A 22,031-nucleotide genomic window follows, 5' to 3' on the forward strand; every position below is an offset into this window, starting at 1 on the left:
GCCGCGAGGAGGTCGAGCGGGGGCAGGTGCTGGCCAAGCCGGGCAGCGTGACCCCGCACACCAAGTTCGAGGCCTCGGTGTACGTGCTGAAGCGGGAGGAGGGGGGCCGGCACACCGGGTTCTTCACCAACTACCGGCCGCAGTTCTACTTCCGCACCACCGACGTGACCGGGGTGGTCGAGCTGCCCAAGGGGGTGGAGATGGTGATGCCCGGCGACAACGTCACCTTCACCGTCGAGCTCATCAAGCCCATCGCCATGGAGGAGGGCCTGCGCTTCGCCATCCGCGAGGGCGGCCGCACCGTCGGCGCCGGCGTCGTCGCCAAGATCCTGGAGTAAACCCAGTGCTTGCGGGCGGGCCCAGCCAGTGGCGCGAAGTGTGGCGCTGGCTGGGCAAGCGCCCTGAGGAGAGGTCTTGCGGGCGCTCTTAGCCGCCCGCGGGCCAAAGAAGGTGAGAAAAGATGGCTAGCGATGTGAGGATCAAGCTCTTGCTCGAGTGCACCGAGTGCAAGCGCCGCAACTACGCGACCGAGAAGAACCGGCGCAACACCACGGGCAAGCTCGAGCTCAAGAAGTTCTGCCCCTGGTGCAACAAGCACCTGCCGCACAAAGAAGTCAAGGTCTGAGGGTTCGGGAGGTTCTCGTGGCAGAACGCACCGGTAACACCCCTCGCCGTCCTCTCCTGACGCGGATCGTCAACTACTTCCGTGAGGCCCGCGCGGAGCTGGCCCGGGTCACCTGGCCTACCCGCGAGGAGATCATCCAGTCGACCCAGGCCATCCTGCTCTTCGCGTTCTTCGCCATGGTCATCCTGGGCCTCTACGACCTGGTTTTCCGCTTCCTGACGGGGCTGATCAACCGATGAGCATCGAATGGTACGCGGTCCACACCTACGTGGGCTACGAGGACAAAGTCAAGCAGAACCTCGAGAAGCGGGTCAAGGCCCTGAACATGCAGGACAAGATCTTTCAGGTGCTGATCCCGGCGGAAGAGGTGGTGGAGCACCGCGAGGGCGGCAAGAAGGAGGTCGTTCGCCGCAAGCTCTACCCGGGCTATGTCTACGTACAGGTCGATCTCGGCGACGAGGCGGGGGAGGTCAACGAGGCCTACGAGGTGGTGCGCGGCACCCCCGGGGTCACCGGCTTCGTGGGCACCGCCACCCACCCGGTGCCGCTGAGCCCCGACGAGGTGCAGCACCTGCTCGAGGTCAGCGGGCTCGCCGGGAAGAAGGAAACCCCCAAGCCCCAGGTCTCCTTCAAGGAGGGCGAGGTGGTGCGCGTCATCAGCGGCCCCTTCGCCGACTTCACCGGCGTCGTCAGCGAGATCAACTCCGAGCGCAACAAGGTCAAGGTGTTGGTCTCGATCTTCGGGCGCGAGACCCCCGTGGAACTCGACTTCGCCCAGGTGGTCCGCTCCTGAGCGAGCGGTGCAGGTTTGGAGTCCAGCGTCGAGGGTGTTTCTTTAAGCCTCGGCCCTAGACAGCGCCCCCAGGGCGCCGGCGATAACACCTCGAAGTTCGAGGGAGCCAAAGGAGAAACAAATGAAGAAGGTACAAGCAATGGTCAAGCTCCAGCTTCCGGCTGGAAAAGCAACCCCCGCGCCGCCCGTGGGCCCCGCCCTGGGCCAGCACGGGGCCAACATCATGGAGTTCGTGAAGGCCTTCAACGCGGCCTCGGCCAACATGGGTGACGCCATCGTGCCGGTGGAGATCACCATCTACTCCGACCGCTCCTTCACCTTCATTACCAAGACCCCGCCCGCCTCCTACCTCATCCGCAAGGCCGCGGGGATCGAGAAGGGCAGCCAGAAGCCCGGCCGCGACAAGGCCGGCAAGATCACCTGGGAGCAGTGCCTGGCCATCGCCAAGCAGAAGCTGCCCGACATGAACGCCACCGACCTCGAGGCCGCCGCCCACCAGATCGCCGGTTCGGCCCGCAGCATGGGGCTGGAAGTCGTGGGGGTGCCCAATGCCTAAGCACGGTAAGCGCTACCGCGCGCTCCTCGAGAAGGTGGACTTCAACAAGATCTACACCATCGAGGAAGCCGCCGCCCTGATCCCCCAGATCAAGTCGGCCCGTTTCGATGAGACCGTCGAGGTGCACGTCAAGCTGGGCATCGACGCCAAGAAGTCCGACCAGAACGTGCGTTCGACTGTGGCGCTGCCCCATGGCACCGGCCGCACCGTGCGGGTGCTGGCCATCGCCAAGGGCGAAAAGATCACGGAGGCCCGCGAAGCCGGCGCCGACATCGCCGCGGGCGAGGAGATCATCCAGGAGATCCTCGACGGCCGCTCCGACTTCGACGCCGTGGTCGCCACCCCCGACGTGATGGGCGCGGTGGGCTCCAAGCTCGGCCGCGTGCTCGGCCCCAAGGGCCTGCTGCCCAACCCCAAGGCCGGCACCGTGGGCTTCAACATCGGCGACATGGTCAAGGCCATCAAGGCCGGCCGCATCGAGTTCCGCAACGACAAGACCGGCGTGGTCCACGGCCCGGTGGGCAAGGCCAGCTTCAGCCCCAGCCAGATCGCCGAGAACGTGCGGGCTTTCCTCAAGGCCGTCGAGGGCGTGAAGCCCGAAGGCGCCAAGGGCACCTACCTCCGCACCGTCTACATCACCACCACCATGGGGCCCAGCATCCGGGTCAACCCCAACAGCTAGGTTTCTCCAGGGTGACTTTGTCAGAAGTCACCCCGACCGAAGGGAGAATGAGGGCTCCGGCGTGAGTTTGTCAGAACGGCAGGGTGACAAACTCACGCCGGAGCTACTTAAAGCGGTTCCCGCGATAAAGCCCTCACGCCGAAGCTCCCCTTTACGGGGAGCTTTTTTGATGGGGGAGTTGTTGATAGCCGGACGCCACGTCGAACACGGCGAGTCAAGGTAATTTCCGGGTGATGAAGGGGGCGAGCCACCGGCTCGCCCCCACGAGCAGTCTTCAGCTTTCGCCTTCAGGGTTGGCTATCGGCTATTGGCTATCGGCATACCCCTAGCGCTCCAGACCGCACTGCGCCGGCCTGGGCAGCCCCTCGCGCCAGCCGCACCACTCGAGGTTGTGCGCGTTGCCCCGGAACTGCAGGGTGTCGATGGAGGTCAGCTCGAAGCGGAAGCGGCCCTGGGCCCCGGTGATGCTGGAATTCCAGGTCCCCTCGGCGACCATGCGGCCCGCCTCGTAGCGCACCGCGCCCGAAAGACTGCCCTCGCAGAAGCTGCCGCTGATGCGGTTCTCGACGTGCCTTAGCTGCATGGAGCAGTTGTCGCGCGCGGCGAAGTGGGTGGTCCACTCGCCCTGGTAGCCGCAGCCGTCGGGCAGGGGGCTGCCCTTGCGGGCGCCGCACCAGCGGCCGAGCTCGCCCGCCACGCCGTTGAAGCCCCGGCCGTCGGGGGTGAGGGTCCACTCGAAGCTGCGGCGGCTGGTGCCGGCGGTGTAGGTGCCGCGCAGGACGCCGGCCTCGAGCACGCCCTCGATGGTCCCCTTAGCCCCGTTTGCCACGTTGCGGTAGCTGCCCCGCACCCGCTCGCCCTCGCGCTCGAGCTCGATGCTGCCGAAGATGTTGTCGTACCAGGCCTCGCGGACGGGCGCGGGCCGCACCGTGACCTGGAGGCTCTGCTGGGCCTGGCCGCCCTCGCCCGCGGCCTGAAGCGTGTAGGTGGTGCTGGCCCTGGCGGTGACCACCCGGCTGCCCTGGGCCGGCAGGGGGTCGGGGCCGAGGGCCGGGATGCGCACGGTCCGGGCGTTGAGCACCTTCCAGCTCAGGGTGAGCTTCTGGCCCTGGGCGAGCTCGAGGGCCGAGGCCTGGAAGCGCTCGATCACCGGGGCGGGCTTGGCCCCCGCGGCGGGCGGGGCGGCGGCCTGCGGGGCGGCGGGGTTGCCGGCAGAGGGTGGCGGCGGGGCCGGGGGTGCGGCCACGGCGGGTTCGACCACCTCGACCCGCACCTTACGCACGGCCTCCTCGCCCGCGGCGTTGCGCGCCCGCAGGGTGAACTCGGTGGTCTGCTCGGGGGCGGCGAGCTGCTGCGAGCCGCTGGGGCCTACCGTGCCCACGCCGTCGAGCTCGACGGAGGCGGCGTTGGCGGTGCGCCAGAAGAAGGTGAGGGTCGCGCCGTCGCCCCGGGTCACGCGCAGGGGCTTGATGCTGAAGCCCTCGATGCGCGGGGCGGGAACCCGCACCGTGACCCTGAGGTTGCGCTCGACCCGCTGCTCGCGGTTGACGGCGACCAGCCGGTAGGTGAGGGTGGCGTCGGGCTTGTCCTGGTAGCTGCCGCTGGCCTTCACGGTGCCGAGGGGCTCGAGCGTGACGCTCTGGGCCCCGCGCACCTTCCATCGCAGCAGCACCGGCTGGCCCTGGTACAGCTCGCGCGGGGTGGCCTCGAAGGCCTCGATCACCGGCGGGTCGGCCGGGCGTTCGCGCACGGCCACGGCGAGGCGCTCCTGGCTGTTGCGCCAGCGCCCGTAGGCCACCAGCGTGAGGTCGGCGGGGGCCTGGAAGCCCTTCTCGAGGGCGTAGCGCTCGCCCTGAGGGTCGAGGCTGATCCCCAGCGGGCGCAGCTCGAGCCGTTTGGCGCCGCTGACCCGGTAGTGCAGCGTGACCGGCTGTCCAGCGTAGGGCTGGGCGGGCTCGAGGGCGAAGCGGGTGATGCTCGGGGGCCGCGTCCACCACCACCCCAGCAGGCCGAGCAGCACGAGCAGCGCCGGCACGGTCCACGCCGGCAGCATGCCCCGGTGGTTGAACTGGGCACCCTCGCTGAGCGGCTTGGCCTCGGCGCCCTCGGGCAACTCCAGCGCCTCGGTGCGCACCTGGAAGCTGTAGGGGCGCACGGCGCCGAAGAGCCGCAGCGGAGCCCGCACCCGCAGCGGGACCTCGACGCTCTGGCCGGGCTCGAGCCGGAACTGCGGGGCCAGCTCGGGCCGTTCGGGGCGCGGGGCCGCGGGCGGTTTACGGGCGTTGGGGTCGTGGCCGCTGAACTCCTCGAGCTGCTGCTTGTACCACTGCGCCCGCCGCAGGACGGGGCCCAGCGTGCGCTCCCACAGGCTGCGCAGGGCGTTTTCCAGCGGGCGCGTCGCCATGCGGAACCAGCGCAGCAGCAGGTTGCGTTGCCGCTCGTTGAGCTCGAGGGCCGGCGCGTCGCGGTCGTCGAAGCGGTAACCGAGCTGGTGCTGCTCGTCGCCGGCCAGGAGGCCGTAGCGGGCGGGCGCGTTGCCGGTGTTGACCAGCCGGACCCGGTACACAGCGGTGCGGCGGGCGGTGGCGACGGGGGGCTCGAGGCTCAGCCGGTGCTCGGCGAAGGGCAAGATCCTCCAACAGGCCGGGGCCGACCCCGCCTCGCGCGGGTTTTCTCGGGAGCGGGCCAGCACCTTGAGGCGGTACTCGCCCGCCCGGGCCTCGGGGCCGCGCGGCACCTGCACGGCGAGGGGCACGGTGGCCTGCTGCCCGGGGTTGAGCTGGACCTCGGGCCGTTCCAGCAGCCAGGCCTCGGGGACCCCCTCCACCTCCGGCCGGAAGTGGTCGACCAGGGTGCCCAGGTTGATCAGCTTGACCCGCAGGCGGGCCGGCTCGCCGGGGAGGAGGGTGAGCTCCTCGGCCTCGAGGCTCACCCCGATGCGCTGGCCGCCCGCCGACGTCGGGGGGTCGAGCCGCAGCCAGAAGGGGGCCAGGTACACCAGGCTGCGCCAGGGCCAGGGGCTGGGCGCCTGGGGCAGCAGTTGCCGGGGCGGGCCGCCGCCGTAGAGCCAGGTGCCGTTGGTGGAGCCTAAGTCGGTGACGTCGACGCGCTCGCCGTCCCAGTCCACCCGCAGGTGGTGGCGGGAAACCCGCTCGGACTCGAGCACCACGTCGTTGCCCTCCAACCGCCCGATCCGCAGGCCGCCGCGGCCGAGCTCGATCACGCGCAGGACCTGGCCCTGGGCGTCGCACAGGCTCAGGCGGGGGCTCGAGCTCGGGCCTTCGGGAGGGGTGACGCTGGGCGGGGTGACCTCGGCCGCCTCCGGGCTCAGGCGCAGGGTGGGGCGGGGCTGGGAGGGGACGCTGCGGTCGAGCAGCCCCTGCAGGGCGTCGCGCAGCTCGCCCATGTCGGTGAAGCGGTCGATGGGCTTCTTGGCCAAGGCCCGCAGGATGACGCGCTCGAGGGCCTCGGGCATCTGCGGCACGATCTGGCGGGGCGGGACCGGCTGGGCGTAGATGTGGCGGATGGCCGCGTCCCGCACGTCCTTGGCCTCGAAGGGCAGCAGCCCGGTGGCGACCTCGTAGAGCACCACCCCCAGCGCGTAGATGTCGCTGTGGACGGTGGGGGGTAGCCCCTGGAAGCGTTCGGGGGCCAGGTGGGTAGGGACGCCCTTGAAGTGCTCGAGGTCCTCCAGACCCCCGGGGCTCTCCAGCAACGCCATCCCGAAGTTGCCGACCTTGAGGGTGTAGTGCTCGAGCAGGCCCGTGCGCCACAGCAGCAGGTTGGCGGGCCGCACGTCGGCGTGGACGATCCCCCGCTTGTGGGCCTCCTCCAGCGCCGCCGCCGCGTCGCGCACGAGCTCGAGGCCCTGCTGCAGGGGAAGGCGCTCCCCCGCCTTGGCGTAGCGGTGCAGCAGCGTCTGCAGGCTGCCCTCCGGCGGGCGCTCGCTGGCGATGAACACGAAGTCCCCGCCCTCCCCGCAGTCGTAGGTCTCGACGACGTTGGGGTGCTTGAGCCCCAGCAGGGCCTGCCCGAGCTCCCGCAGGCGTTGTGCCTGCCGCGCCGTGCGCGGCATCAGCCGCACCAGCGCGGGGCGGCCGAGCTCGGTGTCCAGGGCCGCGAACGCTTTGCCCAGGTGGTCCTCGCCCAGCAAGTTTTGGAGCATGTACTTGCCGACGCGCTCCCCGACCCGACGGTCTGTTGTATTGCTTCCACTCTCCACGACCGAGCTCCTAGATTTCAGACCAACTCTAACACGTACCCGGCATGGGCGGGCTTATGGGTTTCGATCAGTTCGGTCAGCAACTCGGGGTCGAGCTCCCTGCCCGGGGGCACCTCGAGCCGAACCCGGAAGACGAAGGGTTGCTCCGGGAGCTCCTCGATGGATGGGCTGATCCCCGTGCACGTCTCGATCCAGCGGCTGAGCCCGTAGCGGGTGCCCCGCCACCGCAACAGGTCCATCCCCTCCGCCACCAGCCTGCGCCGCCGCTCCTCGGGCCAGCGTTCATCCAGCTCCAGCCCCAGCCAGCTCCCCAGCCAGTTCACCATCGAAGCCGGGGCGGTGCGGGGGTCGAAGTACATGGGCAGGTGGTCCAGGCGCCACTCGAGCGGCTCCCAGATCCCCTCGAAGATCTGCAGGAAGCGCCCCAGGAAGTCCCCGTCGTGAAAAATGACGGGGAGGTACTGCAGGTAGCGGGACGGGGCCACCGACGGCAGCGGCACGGGATAGGTCGGCCGGGCCGGGGCCGGGGGGCGCTCCTCCACCGCCACCTCGACTTCGGGGACGGGGGCCAGGCTCACGGGCTGTGCTTCGGGCTCGACCGCGGGGGCGGCGGCGGGGGAGTAGGTCAGCACGAAGGGGCCGATCTGCACCGGGATGCCGGGGATCAGCGGGAACTCCTGGTGCGCCACCAGCCGCACGCCCCCCACGTAGGTCCCGTTGGTCGAGCCGAGGTCGATGATCACCGGCCCCTGCGCCGTCAGCCGGAGCTCGGCGTGATGTCGGCTGACGGGAGGGATGGGAAGCACCAGCCCGTTGTCGGGCACCCGGCCGATGGTGAGGGAGTCGGCGGTGAGGTCCACCGTCTGGACGGTGGCCCCTTGAAGCTGGACGATGATTTGGCCTCTGGAGGTATCCATCTTCGCTCGAGCCGCAGTTTACCAACTCTAGAAAAAGTTAGCATTTTATCTTTCGTAATCGGTTCGCAAATACTAAGGCTCGGGCTCCTGCCTCACGTAGGTCTTGCCATCCCACCGGTAGACGGTCGCCAGGTCGCAAACCAGGTCGTGCACCCCTTGGCTCCTCGAGGCCAGCACGCCGATCCGCTTGCAGGCGCGATTGTCGTCGAAGGAGAGGCCGCTGGAGAACTGCACCCTCCAGGAAATGCGCCCCCACCTTGCCCAGAAGCTTCCGATAATCTGGTCGTCCGTGCCGTCGCCGTCGAGGTCGTACCGCAAACTTCGCTCCTCGGCGGCGGTGAGGTCCGAAAGCTCCTCGGACTTCATCTCGGCGAGGGCAAGAAGAGGTTTGAGCTCGCTTTTCTCCACCAGCACGGCGTTGCCGTCCTCGAGGACGTACCGCTCACGCACGTCGATAGGGTCATCGGTGTTGAACCCTTCGTTACGTACCTCGACCACGACGCTCCACCGGCCACGGTGCCGCTCGATCTTAGGTTCCTTGTAGGCATAGCCGAAAGGCTTGCTACGGCTGAAGCGTCCGTTCCCCCGGTGCGATACGAAGAAGTATTCATCCAGGCAGCAGTTCCCGCCGCACCCCCCGTTCATACGAATTAGCACGTCGCTGTACCCGTCCTCGTCGAAGTCCTTGGGGTAGAGGTCGTAGAAGCAGATTTCCTCCTTCTCGTCAATAACGACGTAAGCCCGATCCCCCGACCGTGCGACCAGCCGGTAGAACGGCGGGCCGGGCGTCTCGGTGTTGGGGTCTACCCGCTCATAGACCAGATCGTCCTTGGGCTTCGTTGGGTTGGGGGTTGTGTCCGGGGGGACTCCGAGGGAGCGCTCTGAAGCCTCGGGCAGTGGGGGAACAAGATTTCCTGACGAGGTATAGCTGACCCGATAGAGCCCGAGACCCGCCAGTCCTAACCCGATGACAGCAGCTACAGCCCAAACCCGCTTTGTAAGCCGCGACTTGCGAGCTTTATCTGGTTTGTCTTTACCCATAAAGGTCAAGCACCCTTCCTATTTGACATTTAAGGTCGCACAACCCTTACCTAACGAAGAGGTATTCATGGGCAGCGTGCCTCGAACACGCCATCTTTCCATAAGAGCTGGCACCTTACGGAAGTTCTTCCTACTCGAGTAGGTTCTACTTTAATGGTGTACCCCTTAGGGGAAGGTAGATCGGGCGGGCCGCCATTGGTCTGTTCCCTTTATTCCCTTTTGCCCTGCTCCTCGCCGTGTCCTTGTTGCGCCGGGCGCTCTTCTTTTCCGAAATGGGGTCAATAATTCACCTTCTCGTATAGCTCTAGGTATGGAACAACCTCGAGCGCCCCCCGATCCGGGGCGAGCATCTCGTCAGGTATCTCCTGAACCCGGCGGTAGGGGTACTTGGAACTGGGCACGATGGCGCAATACAGGACGTACGGCTTGGGCTTGCTCGAGCCCGCGGGGGTGATGCTCCCCTTAGCCATCACGTGGAGATCGGTTTTGCGGCTCAAGTAACCAAAGCACCCTGAGTTGAAGTCATCACCCATGTTGGGCGCATTTCGGTACTGTTTTCCAATCATCAGTGCTACGAGGTCAATTGCGAGTTGAACATCATAAAATCCTAACCCGTTATCTAGAAATCTTTCCTTGAACTGGATTTGAAAGCCGATGATTCTTCCATTCTTATCCCAGAGGATGCCAATAATGGTCTCTTGCCCATCACGCCTACGTGAGTACGGATCGATGGGATAAACTACGGTGTAGTCCGCCGTTGTCCCACCTATCAGGTCCAGTTTTCCACGGGAGACAAGCTTGCATGAGAATTTCTTGCAAAAGCTCGTGCCTTCAATAGTCGCCTTTGTGCCGTAGATCGGGCCTTCGGCGCTGACCGACAAACCCAGGCTTAGGAAAAGTATCAAGCCGAGCAATCCCAACCTTCGCATTAGCGATCACTACCCCTTACGCAACCAGCCGAGAACCTGCTCTTTACCCGAGGTGATCCGCCGCCGTCCAGGCGCCTCCTCGAGCGGGGATCTCTCCGTCTCATTCTTGAGCCGTAAGGGTGTCGCGGGGGCACGCCTCACCGGGCGGGGAACTTCTTGAGCTGTACCCGCTCGGTCCCGATGGGCTTGAAGGTGTTCAGGGGTGGGTGATCCGTTTTATCGACACAGGGCGCGGTGTAGCTCTTGAGGACCACGGCGTTTTTCTCGAAGGTTAGCACCTTCGAGACCACGCGGGCCGTCCGGATTTTCGGGTAGCTAGGGCACTCTGAGACGAGCACCTCGGGCAGCTCCGCGTACTTCACTTCAACCAACAAACCGAATAGCTTGCCCGAACCGCGGCTGTAGTTGACGATGTCCGCGTCCAGCCAGAACACCCCGCCCTCCTGGGTCAGCCTCACGCGCTCGTGCACCCGTAATATCTCGTCCCGGCCGTCCGCGTTGAGGTCCCCCACGTTGGCGATGTAGTGGCCTGCGGTCGTATAGTGAATGGCGCTAACCCCGACGGTCGCACCTGGCGGCGAGTCAACGAGATCAAAGTTACTGATCAAGATGGCTTTACTATAAGTCGCCTGATAGGGCGATACCTCATCACCGAAGGAGGGCTTGTCCTGGTTGTACAGCAGGATCTTCTCCTTGACCTTGGGCTGGGTGAAGGACCCTTCGATGTAACCGAGCAGCCATTCTGATGCCCTGGGGTAGTAGCCATCCCTCCTGAGTATCTCCTCGGCCGCGCGCTGCTCCTTGGAGCCGGACGGGGGCGGTATGAAGGGCCAGCTCCTGAAGTCGACCTGTGAGAGAATAAAGGGCTTGGTCATGCCCAAAAGGCCTGTTAAGCTGATGACCCAGAGAGCTAAAATTAGGGCTTTTCTCACTGACTGGCCTCTCCCTCGCGTTCAAGATCCTCTGGCGAGAAACGAACAAAACCATCCGGCGGGCCGCCCTTGGCCTTGTCCTCCAGTGCTTCGATGGTCTGTAACCCTCTCGCGTCCTTTTTACCACTCTTGTTCCAATCAATGACATTATTACTGGCTACTTTTCCGCCACCGATGTAGATTCCGACGTGCCCTCCTTCTTTTTGTTGACCGTTGCTCTCGGTGTAGAATGACCCTTTAAGCCAGAAGATAATGTCTCCAGGTTGAAGCTTAGAGGCGTCAAACTCATGCCAGTATGGCGAGGTTCTGAAAGCAAGGCCCGCGTCCTTAGCAGTTTCTCTGCGGTATGGCCTATATAGCTTAGCGTAGTCCGTCTTTTCCAGCACCTCCCTGACCCATTTTAGGCAGTGATACCCATGCTTCTCGGTGTCATCGCCGCTCAGGCTCTCTAGCGCCGCTTGGAGGATTTCGTGGTTGCCTACAGGCAGGAAGTATTGAAGTACGTGGTTGTTGTTGTGAATCTTCCTCACCGCTTCCGACTTCGAGATCGCTCCATCCTTATTGAGGTCCAAGCCCTGGTTTTCGGCATACTTGTCAGGATTTGCCACCTTTGTATATAGCGCCTCATCGTTGGGAGCGAAGGGGGCGATGATGCTTTTGTAGATTTGCGCGAGGTCAGCCCCTGGCGGAAGTTTGTGGGATTTGAAGTGCAAGACCACGTAGCGAATCTGCTCCTGAACCGACATGCGCATCAAATTGTCTCGGCTGAGCTTGCTTACCTGCCAGCCATACTTCTGGATGTCTGCCTTAATTTCCTTGCCTAGAGTGCGAGTAGATGCCCAGGTAGTCAGCCATTCGCGCATTCGCTGGATACTATCAGATGTGAATTGGATCAGCCCTACTGCACTGCCGCCGCCTAGATTGGGTTGGCTGGGTGAGAAGGAGTTCTTGCTTTCGAACGCTATACAGGCGGCCAGATCGTTGGGATTGACCCCTAGCTCACCGGCCGCCCATAGGATGGCCTCGGCCACCTCGGGGGTGAAGGTTTTGGGGATGCCTCTAGCCCCGATGTTTGCTTTCCATGCATCTACTATCCAACTCGAGGTCACTGAAGCCCGAGGCTGGGGGATACGGTTGGGTGCCCACACAGCCGTAAGTCGGTAGATGGTGTCCTTTCCCTCCTCATCCTTGCCCAGCCACTCCCCCTCGAGGGTCTTGGGCTTGCCCCCTGGGCTGAAGCTGAGACGCCCATTGCGGAATTGCCGGGTCTGTCCCTGGAACTTCCCCGTGTCGTATTTCGCGGTGAACTCCACCGTGCCGTCGGCCTCGAGCGTGCCGAAGAAGTGCCCATTCCCGCTGGGGGTGCTGAAGTTGCCCAGCAAGGTGCCGTCGGCCTTTTTGAACACTTCGCTGAAGTGGATGGTGACGTTGGCGTTCCCCGCGCTCAGCTTGCCCTCGAAACTGTGGCGCTCGCTCCAAGCCTTGCCGGCGGAGGCTTGTGGGGGTTGTGGGGCCTGTTGGCCTGGTTGTGGTTGGGGCGGTGGGGAAGGCTGGGGTTGGCGCGGTTGCGGGGCGGGTGGGGCGGTTTCTTCCTTCGGTTGCTGGGGCTGGGCTTGGGGTTGGGCCTGTGGGGCGGTCGTAGCCGTTCCTGCCGTTTCCTCTCCCTCTTGCCCCTGAGCCCAGCTTGGCAGGCTCCGGAAAGGCTCCATGGGGGTGAGGGGCTCGAGCCGCAGCCCCTCCAGCACCACGTCGTCGGTTTCCCCGTTCTCCTCGCTGTCCCGTTCGCCCCGCACCCGGCGGAACTCGCCGACGGAGAGGGTGTTGTCGGGGTTGTAGCGCCCGTGGAACTTGGCGGAGTTGGCGGTGCCCTCGAGGTGGAAACTGCCGTCTTGGAGCAACTTGCCCCTGAGCGGCCACTGCCGGGCCGTGCCCTGGCTTTGGGAGGTGCGTACCCAGTACAGGCCCCACAGCGTGCCGTCGGCCAGGCGGTAGAGGGTGAGGAAGAGTTCGAAGCCGCGGAGGGAGGCTTTGTAGGTGCGGGTCCAGGGTTCGCCGCCTTTCCTGGCCTGCTGGTGCCGGTTCTGCCAGTACGCCACCTCCCGCTCGGCTCGCCCCGGGTCTGGGGGACGGGCGGGGAGGGGGGCGGGTTCCGGGGCAGCATCGGGAATGGCGGTGGGTTCAGGCTTGATCTGGGCAAAAGGGAGAGAGTGCGCAGGTTCTTCCTCGAGCCACGACCGTGAAGACATGGAACCAGTATAATCACATGCCTGGATGTTTGCCAGGAAATAAGGGTTGGGTTTTATGTAAGGTGGGTGCTGCGTGAACGGGCTACAAGACCAGGGAATTCGACCACTGTCCGGCGGCATAGGGCTAAGGCTACTGGTAGCGCTCATCAAGGCTGAGGCCAGCCGGCCTTTCGGGGAACGCGACCTCGAGTCCCGGCTCCCCCCCTTGAGCCAAACGCTGGCGGAAGACACCGCCCTGGCCCGCCTTTGCGAGGCGCTGGGCCTGGGGGCTTTCGAGCGGAACGTCCTTCTGCTGTGCGCGGGGGCCGAGCTGGAGCCCGACTTCCTGCCGGCGTGTGCCCAGGCTTGTGGGCTGGCGGAGTCGCGCTACCCGAGTTTCGGCCTGGCCTTCGCGCTATTCGGGGATGGCATTGTCCACGCACAGGCGATGACGCCCTCGGCGCCCCTGCGGCACTGGGGGCTCATCGAGATCCATCTTCATAGCCCACCCGGGCGCACGTCTATTTCGAGTTTGGTATCGTGGTAATCGGATTCGCCTTGAGCGATGGCCCTTGGAGTGAAGTCAACAGCAAAAGACCAACCCGGCAAATCGCTGACGGCATAGTGCCGTGCGTACTACCATAGTCTTCCTGCCGGCCGAAGATGACTCTAAAGTTTCTGGGTACGGATTGCTCCAGAGCCGCGCGAAACTCGGCGAATGCTCGTACTTATCGCTTTTGAAACTGATGAACTGAAAGCAAAATGTTGCACCCCCTTGCTTGAAGTCTTCTTTGATGAACTCATCCAGAACACTGGGGCATTTAGTCTCTCTAAGTCTGACTTTTGTTTATAGGGTAGTGAGAACTTGATCGTAAAGTTCTCTAGGAATTTTTCCTACCATCAGGATACCTACCTTCTCTGCCCTGAAAAGACCAGCAAGGCTGATTATTAGAACCCCCAACCATAGCAAGCCCCTCATTGAGAACCCCTAAACCTAACCCTTAGGATTGCTTATGGATCGTAGCCCAGCGAAAAACTCACGACATCCCCCTCAAGGGTAATGCCCAACCTACTATAGGATTCTTGCTCGAGTACCCGAGGGCCAAAATCAATAAGCAGATACCATCCAGGATGGTTTACTAGGCGATAACTGCGTCCTATATAGCCGTAGTTTTCACGCCACCCGGTTTTGGGCGAAAACTCCCTGCGTAGCACGCGGTCTAGAGCTTTCTGAAGTTCCTGGAGGCGCTGGTACTTGTCCGGCTCACCAGAAATCAGCTGAAAACATAGAAAATCACCACCGTCCTCTCTGTTGCGCCTCACAGAGCTCTCCATTACCTCTGGGCACCTGATTTCCTTAAGGGTAACGACTTGCTGGAGGGATGTGATCAGATTATCGTAGAGTTGTTTTGGGCTGAGTGTCCCGTTCATTTTGTTGATGCCCCCTTGCACATAAGCAATGCCGACTGCTGTTAGCAGTAGGGTTGTTACTATTAGCGCGGGCCTCGTCATGGTCACCTTCATTGACCTGGATGCCATGAGTACCAAATTTGCTCAATACGCCGTTTGAGATCATCTTTGATTTCTCTTGATATAGCCATTTGTTCAATGCGGCTTCCTAACTTTAGTGCCTCCTGTAAACTTTTTGCCTGCCTCACCCACGCCTCTACTTGCCGGTAGGCTTTATCGTACTCCTCTACACTGAGCGCGGCGCTGCCCAGAATGTAGGCTGTCGCCTGCTTAGCGTTGTTCCTGGTTTCGCGAAAGATAACCCCCTCGCCGAAAAGTTCTCCTATTAGCTCGAGAGGTAAGGTCACGATATCGCCGGCAAAATCGCCAGCGGCCTCCCAACCTGAGATGGCCTTATACCTGCCGCTCTTTACCCCCTCTTTGAATCGCTCGATGTATTGCCCCGCCATTTGCCGTAGTTGCTCGGCTATGACACGCTCCGGGTCATTGTTCTCAACATCGGTACTGTATGTGTTTACGTACTGGACGGGGTTATCCCCGGTTAGCCCTTTGTTGGCAATGGCTTTTTGCTCAGGGGTGAAAGGCTTATCAGGTGAGGACTCGATGGCTGTTGAGAGGATGGGAGTGAGGTGGGTCTGGCCAGTAAAGGCCGTCATAAGAGCCCCAATGGTTAGCTCATCGGTAAGCTCTGTCCCAACGAGTTTTCGCCAAACTGCTTTAGCGGCTTCGTCTGCCAAATTATCTAAGAATGGACCAATGTCAAACTCGATGGTTCTAGGACCAAGCTTGACGTAAACAGGAGTCTTGGTTCGCTGATTTGGAAACTTAAACCGATGTACCTCGCCGGGAGTAAACGCTTGGCCTGCGTGGGGCACGAAGTCTAGATTCATCCGATAGTGATCCGAGGTGATTTGCTCACCCGGAGACTTGCCTTTGTTATACGCTTCGATCTTTGCCACCATCTCTTTAGGGATTCCCGGGGCCTGAAACGTAGCAACGTGACCTACGCTTTGCGGCCAAGTACATGCTGTCCACTGGGCCAGTGCTCCGCCTAGCGAGTGTCCGCAAAGCCAAACCTTGCCCTTTTGTTGAGCATAGTCCAGGTGAGTCCTGATGAGGTCTTTGTTCTCGTGGAATTGCCCATACCCTACGCCTCGAGGGTCAGCATCAGTAAACCAATCCATTTGGCCTTCCAGAACCTTGAACTCCCCGCCCTGTGTGCCTCGGAAAGCGACGACGGGATAAGGGTATTCGGGTTTACTAGGAAGGAATACTTGTAACTGCATGCCTAAGCGGCCATATGTGGTGCGCTGTGGCCTATATCCAAATTGCCGAACGACTTCATATTTGGGATTTTCCTGTGCTGAAGGTACGTAATCCTCATAAGCCAGTTTGGCCATTTGCTCCAGGAGTGCATCGTAAGTTAATTGAGGTGAAGGAATCCTAGCAAAAGGGCTAGGCTTTTCCTCGGCCAAACCTTCGCGATAGTCCGGCTTCATTGTGGGCGACTGCTTCTGAGCCGAGATAAGAGGTAGGGAGTACTCGTACTCTTGGCTGTCTTGGTTAGCTACTCCCTTCGCCAAGAATTCCGGATATCTGGAAGCAACCTCGTAATCAAGCGCCATCCTTACTCCTCCGGTACATGGAACTGCCTCATAGTAAGTATACTCTAAGGAGGGTTCTGGAAACTAAGCAAGAGTTTAGGAACCTTACGCCTACGGGAAGGTGATAAAGCTGGTAAGTAATTCAACTTCTGCTTCCTACATGTGCTTAAAAACGCGTCTTGACCTCATACGTCAGAAGCTATTACGCAGGGCCGAGAGGAGTATTGATTACTCGTGGGAGGTCTCACTCTCAGTCCAAGATCCTCTTGATATAGCTGATCGACTTCCGCAATTGGTTAAGCAATTCGCCTTGTCTGATTACGAGGCGGAGGTTCTGCTACTGTGCGCAGGGTTGGCAATCGAGCCGGATTTGACTGCCCTTTTAGCAGAGCTGACTGGTCAGCAATTGCCAACGTTTAGCCTCGCTTCTGCTTATCTCGGAGATCAGGCAGAGGACTATTTGTCCCTATGTCCCTCCGCGCCCCTGCGGCGCTGGGGGCTCATCGAGATCCATCCCCGCCCCGACCTCCCGCTCACCGCGCAGCCCATCCGCCTCTCGGAGCCGGTGTTGCACTTCCTGCTCGGGGTGCAGGGCGACAACCCCGCCGACCTCGACCCCGAGCTCGCGGGGACCTTCGCGCTCTCGGCCGCTCCCGCCCTCGTTCCCTCGCAGCAGGAGCAGGCCGACCGGATCTGCTCGGCGTGGGAGGGTGGGGCCGTTCCCGTGCAGCTTTTAGGCGACCCCCAGAGCGTGCGGGCGATCGCGGCCAGCGCCTGCTCCCGGCTGGGGTTGCGGGCGTTCGGGCTTCCGGCGGAGCGGCTGCTCGAGCGCGACCCCGAGGACCTGGCCCGGCGGCTGGGGCGGGAGGCGCGCCTGCGGGGGGCGGCGTGGCTGCTCGAGGCCGGCTACCGCCCCGAGCCCCCCGCGCAGGCCCGGCTCGGGGAACTGCTCGAGCGGCTGGTGGCGCTTGAGACGCCGGTGCTGCTCTCGGCGCGCGAACGCCTGGCGCTGCCGGGGGTGCGCTGGACCCTGGAGGTGGACAAACCCACCCCCTCCGAGCAGGCCGCGCTGTGGCGGGAATGGCTCGTGGGGGAGCTCAGCGTCCCGGAGAACGTTCTGAACGAAGCCCTGGAGCGGGTGGTGGCGCAGTTCGACCTCGAGACCGCCGCCATCGCGGAGGCGGCACAGCAGGCCTTGCTCGAGCTGCACTACCGCCTGCGGCAGGGGGCGCGGTTGCGGCCTGAAGACCTGCTGGGGGCCCTGTGGGCGGCGGCGCGGGGCCAGAGCCACGGCCGGCTGGACCGGGTGGCGGCGGTGCGGCGCATGGCGGCGCGGGCGCGGCGGGAGGACCTGGTGCTTCCCGGGGCGGTGCAGGCCACCTTGAGCGAGATCGCGGCCCACGTGCGCCACCGGCACCTGGTCTACGACCGCCAGGGCTTCCGTAGCGGTGAGCGGGGGCGCGGCGTGGCGGTGCTGTTCAGCGGCCCCAGCGGCACGGGCAAGACCACCGCAGCCGAGGCGCTGGCGCGGGAGCTGGACCTGGAGCTCTACCGCGTGGACCTCTCGCTCTTGGTGAGCAAGTACATCGGCGAGACGGAGAAAAACCTGCGGGAGGTCTTCGACGCGGCGGAAGACGGGGGAGCGGTGCTGCTGTTCGACGAGGCCGACGCCGTCTTCGGCAAGCGCTCGGACGTGCAGGACAGCCACGACCGCTACGCCAACCTCGAGGTGAGCTACCTGCTGCAGCGCATGGAGCAGTACCGCGGCCTCGCCATCCTCACCACCAACCTGGAGAGCTCCATTGACGAGGCCTTCGTGCGCCGCCTGCGCTTCATCGTGCGCTTCGAGCGGCCCAAGCCGCCCGAGCGGGCCGAGATCTGGCGGCGGGTCATCCCGGCCGAGTTCCACGCGGGCCTGGACTTCGAGCGCCTGAGCCTCCTCGAGCTCACCGGCGGGCACATCGCCAACGTGGCCCTGCACGCGGCCTTCAAGGCGGCCGCCGAGGGGAGGCCTTTGGGGATGCGCCACCTGCGGGAGGCGGCCAGCGAGGAGATGGCGAAGCTCAAGCGGTTGTGGCCGCGGGAGCTCGAGGACTGGGGCTGAGGTCCGGCTGGGCCCCCTACCCAACTATGGCCCCTTCAGGTCATGATAATTCCAATGAGGCGATCCGATTTCCTAACCCTAACCGCATCCCTGACACTGGTTCTGGCCGCTTGCTTCCCCGCCCAGGCCCCGGCTCCGGCCCCTCAGCCCCCGCAGCCCGCCCCGGCACCCGCCGCAGAGCCCAAAGCGCTGGGGGAGCCCAAGGTGGTGGGGCTGCGCCCTTTCGGCCTGCTGGCCGACAACCGCCCCAGCACGGTGGCCGGGCTCGCCACCCTCACCAACTACTCCAACGGGCAGAGCGTGCTCGAGATCTCCGTCGCCAACCTGCCCCCCGAGACCAGCCACGCCGCCAACCTCCGGCTGGGCACCTGCAGCAACCTCGGGCCAATCGCCGTGGCGCTGGGGTCGGTCTTCGCGGACGCTCGAGGGGCGGGCAAGAGCAGCACCCGCCTCCCCACGACGCAAATCCCGACCGAGCGGGTGACGGTGGTGGTCTACCAGCGCGACGTCACCGACCCCAAGGGCGTGGGGGGGGCCATCGCTTGTGGGGAGCTTTAGGGGGAGGGACAAGCGGTCAGCCATCAGCGGTCAGCCGTCAGCGGTCAGCCGTCAGCGGAAGGCCCGTGGCTCGTGGCGTGTGGGAGTATCCCCCCTGGCCCCCCTTGCTAAGGGGGGTAAAGAAGAGGCGTTCAGCTGCGTTCAGCTATCGGCTATCAGCTATCGGCGTTGGGCGTTCGGCGCTCAACGCGCGACGTCCAGCGACGTCAGCTACTCTGCGCTCGCTTGGTCTTGCGCGTGGGCTCGGCGTTCCAGGGGTCTTCGGGCCAGGGGTGCTTGCTGTAGCGGCCCCGCAACTCCTTGCGGACTTCGGGGTAGGTGGTGTTCCAGAAGCTGCGTAGGTCCTGGGTGACCTGGATGGGGCGCTGGGCGGGGGAGAGCAGGTGGAGCATCACGGGGGTGCGGCCCGCGTTGACTCGAGGGGTGTCGGCGAGGCCGAAGAGTTCCTGGAGCTTGACCGCCAGGACGGGGGGGCTGCCGTCGGGGGAGTAGGTGAGGCGCACCAGCGAGCCGCTGGGCACCTCGAGCCGCGTGGGGGCCAGCTCGTCGAGCCGGGCGGGCAGGGGCCAGGGCAGCAGGCCGGTGAGGATGGAGGCCAGGTCGAGCCGGGCGAAGTCCTCGCGGCGCGAGACCCGGCCCAGCCAGGGGGCCAGCCAGTGCTCGAGGGTTTGCAGCAGGTGCTCGTCCGAGACGTCGGGCCACTCCTCGCCGTTCCAGCGGCGCAGGCTGAGCACGCGGGCCTGCCACTGGCGCAGGTTTTCGGTCCAGGGCAACAGGCCCAGCCCTTCGGAGCGCACCACCTCTAGCAGGATTTCGGCCCGCCTGCCCTCGGGGATCTCCCGCAAGGGCTCGCTGCTCAGGGCCACCTCGCCGACGCGGCGCTCGCGGCGGGCGACCAGGGCTCCGGCCCGGTAGTCCCACTCCACCACCTCGAGCTCGCGGCCGAAGGGCTCGAGGTCTTTGGGGTGTACGGGGGCCGCCAGGAAAATGCGGCCCTCGTCGTTCCCGGCGTCGAGGTGGGCCACGCTGAGCCACGCGGAGCCTAGCAGGGGGTCGCCCTCCTCCAGCCGCACCCCCCGGCCCGCGGAGAGGCGGTAGCGGTGGGGGTCGCCCTCGCGCTGGCGGGCCAGGCGGTCGGGGTAGGCCAGGGCCAGCAGCAGCCCGACGGCGTGGGGGTCGGGGGGGGTGTCGTCGGCGGGGACGCCCAGCATCCGCCGCCACTGCTGGCTCAGGCGCTCGACGCGGGCGAGCAGGGCCGCCTCGGCGCGGTGGGGGCTCGAGGTCCTGCCCCGCCACTGCCGCAGGGCCTCGACCCGCAGGGTCAGGTCGGCCCCGGCGCCCTGGGGGAGGGGGTCGCGCTCCTCGAGCAGCGCGGCCACGTCGGCGGCGAGGGCCTCGAGGCCCAGGAGTTGCGACTCGAGCAGCAAGTGGGCCAGGCGGGGGTGGGTGGGCCACTCCAGCATCGCGCGGCCCCGCTCGGTGAGGCGGCCTTCCTCGAGTGCCCCCAGCGCCTCCAGCAGGGCGCGGGCCTGCCGCAGGGCGCCGGGCGGGGGCGGCGTGACCCAGCCCAGGCCCGGGGCCTCCTGCACGCCCCAACCGGCCAGCTCGAGCAGCAGCGGGGCGAGGTCGGCCTCGAGGATCTCCGGCTTGCGCTGGGGCTGCAGGGTGGCGTGGGTGGCCTCGCTCCACAGCCGGTAGGCGACGCCCGGCCCCAGCCGCCCGGCGCGCCCGGACCGCTGGTCGGCGGAGTCCTGGGTGACGCGCACGGTCTCGAGGCGGGTCAGGCCGCTCCTCGAGTCGAAGCGGGGGACCCTGGAGTAGCCCGAGTCCACCACCACCCGCACGCCCTCGATGGTCAGGCTGGTCTCGGCGATGGAGGTCGCCAGCACCACCTTGCGCCGCCCCGCGGGGTCGGGGAGCAGGGCCTGCTGCTGGGCCCCGGGCGAGAGGTCGCCGTAGAGCGGCAGTACCCGCGCCTCGGGGTGGCGCTCCTCCAGCAGGCGCTGGGTGCGGCTGATCTCCGCGACGCCGGGCAGGAAGGCCAGCACGTCGCCCTCGTGGGCGGCGAGCGCCCTCGAGACCGCCCCCGCCACCGTGCCGGAGAGCGGCCCCTGGGGATCGCGGGGGAGGTAGACGCGCTCGACGGGGTACTGCCGCCCCTGCGCCGTGACGACGGGGGCGAGGAGCAGGCGGCTCAGCCCCTCGCCGTCGAGCGTGGCCGACATCAGCAGCACGCGCAGGTCCTCGCGCAGCGCGGCCTGCACCTCGCGGGTGAGCACCAGGCCCAGGTCGGCCTGTAGCGAGCGCTCGTGGAACTCGTCGAAGATCACCAGCCCCACGCCCTCGAGGGTGGGGTCGCGCTGCAACTGGCGGGTGAGGATGCCCTCGGTGAGCACCTCGAGGCGCGTCCTGCCGCTCACCCGGCTCTCGAAGCGCACCCGGTAGCCCACCGTCTGGCCCGGCTCCTCGCCCAGCAGGGAGGCCATGCGCTGGGCCACGCTGCGGGCGGCCAGGCGGCGGGGCTCGAGCATGAGGATCTTCCGGCCCGCCAGCCAGGGCTCGGCCAGGAGCTCGAGCGGCGCCACCGTGCTCTTGCCCGCGCCGGGAGGGGCCTGCAGCAGGACGGTGGCGTGCCGGGCGAGGGCCTCGCGGAGGGCCGGGAGGGCCTGGTAGATGGGGAGGTCGGTCATTCAGGAAAAAGCGCCCTGGTAGATGTCGGCGAAGGTGAGGGTTCCCCCGGGGCAGGGGAGGGCGATGTCGGCGGCGCCGGTGAGGTCTTGCTGCTGCCAGCGGCCTTCCGTGTCGCGCCAGAAGTGCCGTACGGTCATCGTCTCGGTGTCTACGATCAGGTAGGTTTGCAGGCTGGGGATGCTCTGGTAAGCCAGCACCTTTTCGCGCAGGTCCACACTGCGGGTGCTGGGGGAAAGCACCTCGACCAGGACGCAAGGCTCGGTTTCGTAGTAGTCGTGGGGCACCGGCCTGCCGCACACCGCCATCACGTCGGGGTAATAGAACGCCTTTTCGAAGTCGGAGGTTTTCGGGCTGCCGATGAGCAGTTTCATCTCAGCCACGTGCACCCGGCAGGGTCGGCCCTCGGCCATCCGGCGCAGCGCTACGGCGATGTTAAGGGCGATCAGGGAGTGCCGCTGGCTGGCCCCCGCCATGGCGTACACCTGCCCCCCCACGTACTCGCGCTTGACGGGGCTTTGCGCTTCGGCCTCGAGGTATTCCTCGACCGAAAGAGGCTTGAGCACCGGCCTGACCATGGCTTCAGTCTAGCGCAGGGTGGGGAGGGAGTAGGGATCAGCGGTCAGCTTGTGGCTCGTGGCTCGTGGTGAAACCTCTCCCCGCTGGCAGGGAGGGGGTATCCCCC

19 protein-coding genes are annotated in these 22,031 nt (G+C 65.1%); 9 read left to right on the forward strand and 10 right to left on the reverse strand.

Annotated features, from left to right (window positions below):
• The 6 genes from MEICH_RS24605 to rplA form a co-directional block, all read left to right on the forward strand.
• Positions 1 to 338: EF-Tu C-terminal domain-related protein (locus MEICH_RS24605; protein ID WP_036218497.1), on the forward strand; the 338-nt coding region annotated here is incomplete at its 5' end.
• 122 nt (positions 339 to 460) lie between these two features.
• Positions 461 to 625, forward strand: a complete 165-nt coding sequence (gene rpmG / locus MEICH_RS0110610) for a 50S ribosomal protein L33 (RefSeq protein ID WP_018467911.1) — start codon at positions 461 to 463, stop codon at positions 623 to 625.
• 17 nt (positions 626 to 642) lie between these two features.
• Entirely contained in the window at positions 643 to 864 is a 222-nt protein-coding gene (gene secE, locus MEICH_RS0110615; protein ID WP_157202724.1) for a preprotein translocase subunit SecE, read from the forward strand.
• A complete protein-coding gene (gene nusG, locus MEICH_RS0110620) occupies positions 861 to 1,418 on the forward strand; it encodes a transcription termination/antitermination protein NusG (protein WP_027892596.1) in 558 nt (185 codons plus the stop codon). Before secE ends, nusG begins: the two co-directional genes overlap by 4 nt.
• Positions 1,419 to 1,539: 121 nt before the next feature.
• A complete protein-coding gene (gene rplK, locus MEICH_RS0110625) occupies positions 1,540 to 1,974 on the forward strand; it encodes a 50S ribosomal protein L11 (protein WP_027892597.1) in 435 nt (144 codons plus the stop codon).
• Positions 1,967 to 2,656 (forward strand): 50S ribosomal protein L1, encoded by a 690-nt coding sequence (rplA, locus tag MEICH_RS0110630; protein WP_027892598.1) that lies wholly within the window; start codon positions 1,967 to 1,969, stop codon positions 2,654 to 2,656. Before rplK ends, rplA begins: the two co-directional genes overlap by 8 nt.
• A 325-nt stretch (positions 2,657 to 2,981) precedes the next feature.
• On the opposite strand, the gene MEICH_RS27135 is transcribed toward rplA, so the two are convergent.
• The 6 genes from MEICH_RS27135 to MEICH_RS0110660 all read right to left on the reverse strand — a co-directional run bounded on the left by MEICH_RS27135 (position 2,982) and on the right by MEICH_RS0110660 (position 12,943).
• On the reverse strand, positions 2,982 to 6,821 hold the full coding sequence (locus MEICH_RS27135) for an FHA domain-containing serine/threonine-protein kinase (protein ID WP_027892599.1): 3,840 nt from the start codon (positions 6,819 to 6,821) through the stop codon (positions 2,982 to 2,984).
• Between the two features lie 74 nt (positions 6,822 to 6,895).
• Positions 6,896 to 7,795: a phage tail protein gene (locus MEICH_RS0110640; RefSeq protein WP_027892600.1), complete on the reverse strand. Its 900-nt coding sequence runs from the start codon at positions 7,793 to 7,795 to the stop codon at positions 6,896 to 6,898.
• A gap of 72 nt (positions 7,796 to 7,867) precedes the next feature.
• Positions 7,868 to 8,836 carry a hypothetical protein gene (locus MEICH_RS0110645; protein WP_157202725.1) on the reverse strand — a complete coding sequence of 323 codons (969 nt, stop codon included), beginning with the start codon at positions 8,834 to 8,836 and terminating at the stop codon, positions 7,868 to 7,870.
• Positions 8,837 to 9,114: 278 nt separating this feature from the next.
• The gene (locus tag MEICH_RS28670) at positions 9,115 to 9,750 is read right to left on the reverse strand and encodes a hypothetical protein (RefSeq protein WP_169730655.1); all 636 of its coding nucleotides are present in this window, start codon (positions 9,748 to 9,750) and stop codon (positions 9,115 to 9,117) included.
• 152 nt (positions 9,751 to 9,902) lie between these two features.
• Positions 9,903 to 10,697, reverse strand: coding sequence for a hypothetical protein (locus tag MEICH_RS0110655; protein WP_027892603.1), 795 nt, complete (start codon positions 10,695 to 10,697; stop codon positions 9,903 to 9,905).
• Positions 10,694 to 12,943, reverse strand: a complete 2,250-nt coding sequence (locus MEICH_RS0110660) for a hypothetical protein (protein ID WP_027892604.1) — start codon at positions 12,941 to 12,943, stop codon at positions 10,694 to 10,696. Before MEICH_RS0110660 ends, MEICH_RS0110655 begins: the two co-directional genes overlap by 4 nt.
• A 73-nt stretch (positions 12,944 to 13,016) precedes the next feature.
• On the opposite strand from MEICH_RS0110660, the gene MEICH_RS30705 reads away from it, so the two are divergent.
• Positions 13,017 to 13,469, forward strand: coding sequence for a hypothetical protein (locus MEICH_RS30705; RefSeq protein WP_027892605.1), 453 nt, complete (start codon positions 13,017 to 13,019; stop codon positions 13,467 to 13,469).
• A gap of 464 nt (positions 13,470 to 13,933) precedes the next feature.
• Here the strand turns inward: MEICH_RS30705 and MEICH_RS28675 are convergent, their stop codons facing one another.
• Positions 13,934 to 14,446 (reverse strand): hypothetical protein, encoded by a 513-nt coding sequence (locus MEICH_RS28675; RefSeq protein ID WP_157202727.1) that lies wholly within the window; start codon positions 14,444 to 14,446, stop codon positions 13,934 to 13,936.
• A complete protein-coding gene (locus tag MEICH_RS28680; protein WP_157202728.1) occupies positions 14,443 to 16,017 on the reverse strand; it encodes a Tle-like phospholipase domain-containing protein in 1,575 nt (524 codons plus the stop codon). Before MEICH_RS28680 ends, MEICH_RS28675 begins: the two co-directional genes overlap by 4 nt.
• Before the next feature lie 139 nt (positions 16,018 to 16,156).
• Here MEICH_RS28680 and MEICH_RS0110675 point away from each other — a divergent pair, with 139 nt between their 5' ends.
• Both MEICH_RS0110675 and MEICH_RS0110680 read left to right on the forward strand, forming a co-directional pair.
• On the forward strand, positions 16,157 to 18,100 hold the full coding sequence (locus MEICH_RS0110675; RefSeq protein ID WP_036218498.1) for an ATP-binding protein: 1,944 nt from the start codon (positions 16,157 to 16,159) through the stop codon (positions 18,098 to 18,100).
• Between the two features lie 207 nt (positions 18,101 to 18,307).
• Positions 18,308 to 18,658 (forward strand): hypothetical protein, encoded by a 351-nt coding sequence (locus MEICH_RS0110680; RefSeq protein WP_027892608.1) that lies wholly within the window; start codon positions 18,308 to 18,310, stop codon positions 18,656 to 18,658.
• Positions 18,659 to 18,864: 206 nt separating this feature from the next.
• Here MEICH_RS0110680 and hrpB read toward each other — a convergent pair whose 3' ends face one another.
• Both hrpB and MEICH_RS0110690 read right to left on the reverse strand, forming a co-directional pair.
• The gene (gene hrpB, locus MEICH_RS0110685; protein ID WP_027892609.1) at positions 18,865 to 21,348 is read right to left on the reverse strand and encodes an ATP-dependent helicase HrpB; all 2,484 of its coding nucleotides are present in this window, start codon (positions 21,346 to 21,348) and stop codon (positions 18,865 to 18,867) included.
• Complete coding sequence (locus tag MEICH_RS0110690) at positions 21,349 to 21,924, reverse strand: Uma2 family endonuclease (protein WP_027892610.1); 576 nt, start codon at positions 21,922 to 21,924, stop codon at positions 21,349 to 21,351.
• Positions 21,925 to 22,031: the final 107 nt, after the last annotated feature.

Source organism: Calidithermus chliarophilus DSM 9957 (genome assembly GCF_000430045.1).
GTDB classification, from domain to species: Bacteria; Deinococcota; Deinococci; order Deinococcales; family Thermaceae; genus Calidithermus; species Calidithermus chliarophilus.